This window comes from Coxiella-like endosymbiont (assembly GCF_002871095.1).
Classification (GTDB): domain Bacteria; phylum Pseudomonadota; class Gammaproteobacteria; order Coxiellales; family Coxiellaceae; genus Coxiella.
The window spans coordinates 1-2,183 of the sequence record NZ_NSHJ01000018.1 but is presented as its reverse complement, the minus strand read 5'-3'; the positions used below and the strand labels follow the sequence as shown (position 1 = coordinate 2,183).

Genomic DNA, 2,183 nt, shown 5'->3' with positions numbered 1-2,183 from the left:
AATGGAGGAATTTTTTTATGTTAATTTTCTAGCGATATACTTACAATCAATAGTATCCATCCACGATTCTCCAACCTTCTTTAACTATTGTTGTAAGATTATTACTCATGTGTGTTATCCAGGATATTTCTTGTATCGTGGTTCGATAATGAATATTAGTATATTTTGTGTGATGGTATATTGGTTTAAAATAAAAGAATGAAACATAAGAGAATAAAAAAATTTTATGGTTGTTTGATTAGTGCAATATAACTTTTAGGATCTTTAAAAGCAACTTCTACTAGGTCGGTTTCTGATATATTTTAGCTCCGAAGGCTTTTAAAGCTACTTGCTTTTCATAGCTTGTTGTTAACATTATCATTATAACTTTAAAAGTTTTCATAACTTTAGACAATACAATATCAATACTAGTATTACTAGAACCTAGTTTTTTTAAAAAGTATCACGTCTATAGTATCACCTCTATCTTAATTTTTCCTTTGTTTTAGCTTCTTAAATTATTACAATACACTTAAATCATTACAATACTAATAGTGTATTTGAGAAATTGACTCGATTAGATTTAAAAATTTAAATTTACCATAAATTGGATAAAAGAGAAGGTGATAAATACCTTGAAGATAAACGATAGGATTTTTACTTATAATTTAGAGCATTATCATCAATAATGATAAAAATAGAGTATGAAACCTGATTGATTAGGAGTGGTTGTGAATCAGTTGAGTAAATATTGTATTGTATTTTTATTGTACTAATCAGATTATTCTCTAGTGTACTTATGAGAGTTAGATGGGATGATATAATATTAAAATAAAAAGGAATCGTTTATTTTTGATCGAAAATATCAATGATATATAGTTACTTATATTTTAGGATCGATACCACCGAGCCTTAAAAGCTTCTCTAAAGATTTAGAGAGAAATTTTAAAAATATTTTACAAAAATTGCTTAGTAAATTTGATTTAGTAATTCGGGAAGAATTTGAGATTTAAATGAAAGTGTTTGCTCGAACTCGGGAAAAATTACAGGCGCTTGAAGCAAAGTTAAACGAGTTAGAAAAAAATTAAAGATAGTATTTGTTATCTTTCTTACCATAAATATATAACTAAAATATAGTTATCTACAATGAATTTTGACACTCCTCGAGTGGCTGTAGAAGTTCACTGCTTTAAATAGAGCAATACTAAGAGAGAAATATTAACCTTTTCCATTCCCGGATTATCGGGAACTACTCTCAAAAACAGTTGTCACCGCGTTCGTAGTGTAATTAATTTATTTACAGCTAATTAAAAAATTTCTTATTAAGTAGATTATCGTAAACTTTAAATCTGTGGCTCTACCTAAAGACGCTGGGAGCTTTGATTAAAGTATCATATTAAAATTAAAACTTTAACAGCTTTCAAGTTTCTCAAGATCATGTAAAGAATTATGAATTTTTCAGTGAATACAGTTTTTATTTGGTGAACTTTGTACTATTCACAGTAGCTGATCCTTTGTGATCTCCATAACAAAAGGATGTTTAAAGTGTCATAATTAACTTGTTATAAATGGACGATAAAGTATTGTGCGGTATCCGCTGGCAAAATTTTCATTTCTTATTAATGACTGAAAGTTTGTGTGTATTGTGTGTATTTATGATAAAAAATTAACTATATCTTCTTACTGTAAAAGAAAATATACAAAAATTTAGGTTATCAAAATGTTTGCAATGTGCAGGGTCATCAGCTGATAGGAAAGGAAACTGTGTTTTAGAAAAAACACCTTGTTTATTAACATAATATTTTTGTTTATTAAGTTCCCCCCTTTTCTTCCGAGAGAGGAAAAAGTATTTTAGCGTAGCAAATTATTAATAGTGATTTTAGTCTCTTGAAGTATGGATGAGGTTTGAAAAATTGTGATGCTTTATTCTATAAGCAAAGAGGGTGTTTATTGTAGATGTTGGTAGAGAGTATAATCAAGACTCTTTTTGTTCGGTGCTTAACACCCATTTAATTTCAAGTATTACTTTACAATGATCGAGAGTAGCCTCCCTGAAAATGGTTTTAATAACTATGTATTTATTATACTAAGTTGAATGTATGGTTTACTTAAAATAATAAGTGCTTTGGCTATTATCAATTAATTGGAGTATTAGCTTGTAAGCCCCTATCAGTAGGTGTTCAGTACAGTAGTAGGTTTTAAAA

General features: G+C 28.2%; 1 protein-coding gene. It reads left to right on the top strand.

Translation table 11 applies throughout. The features are described from left to right. The first annotated feature begins 854 nt into the window (after positions 1-854). Positions 855-992 (top strand): accessory factor UbiK family protein, encoded by a 138-nt coding sequence (locus CLERM_RS04015; protein ID WP_309567584.1) that lies wholly within the window; start codon positions 855-857, stop codon positions 990-992. Positions 993-2,183 lie beyond the last annotated feature (1,191 nt).